The following is a 518-nucleotide window of genomic DNA, read 5'->3' as shown; positions in this document are numbered from 1 at the left end:
GGGTTCTTTGTGAACACGCTGCCGCTGCGCCTGCGCTTTGCGGACAACCCCAGCATCCAGGCGCTGCTGCGCCAGGCGCGTCAGGTGGCGATCGAGGCACAGGACCATCAGCAACTGCCGTTTGAACAGATCGTCGAGATCGTCCAGCCCACTCGCAGCCTGGCCTACAACCCGATCTGCCAGGTGTCCTTTACCTGGCACAACGAGGAAGCAGGGGAGCTTGAACTACCGGGGTTGAGATTGGGTATGGCTGGCGAGTTAGAGCCGGTGGCCAAGAATGACTTGGAGCTTCATTTGGGTGAAGGCCCAGTCGGAGAAGGTATCCAGGGCACCGTCATCTATGCAAGCTCGCTCTTCAGCGAAGCCAGCATGCAGCGTCATGTGAAATATCTGCAGCGCGTGCTGGAGGGTTTTGTGAAGGCGCATGCAAGTCAGCAGCTTGCGCAGCTGCGCTTTGCGCAACTGGACATCCTGCCGGTGCAGGAGCGAGAGCAACTGCTGGTGGGTTTCAACCAGAC

1 protein-coding gene is annotated in these 518 nt (G+C 59.5%); it reads left to right on the top strand.

Going from position 1 to position 518, the window contains the following annotated elements; translation table 11 throughout:
- The coding region (locus tag AC3WOE_RS30590; RefSeq protein WP_492696337.1) for a condensation domain-containing protein at positions 1-518 on the top strand (518 nt) is incomplete at both ends.

Source organism: Roseateles sp. FW305-36, from assembly GCF_058787015.1.
Note: the sequence above shows the minus strand (reverse complement) of the source record. Positions and strands in the feature narration are given on the sequence as shown.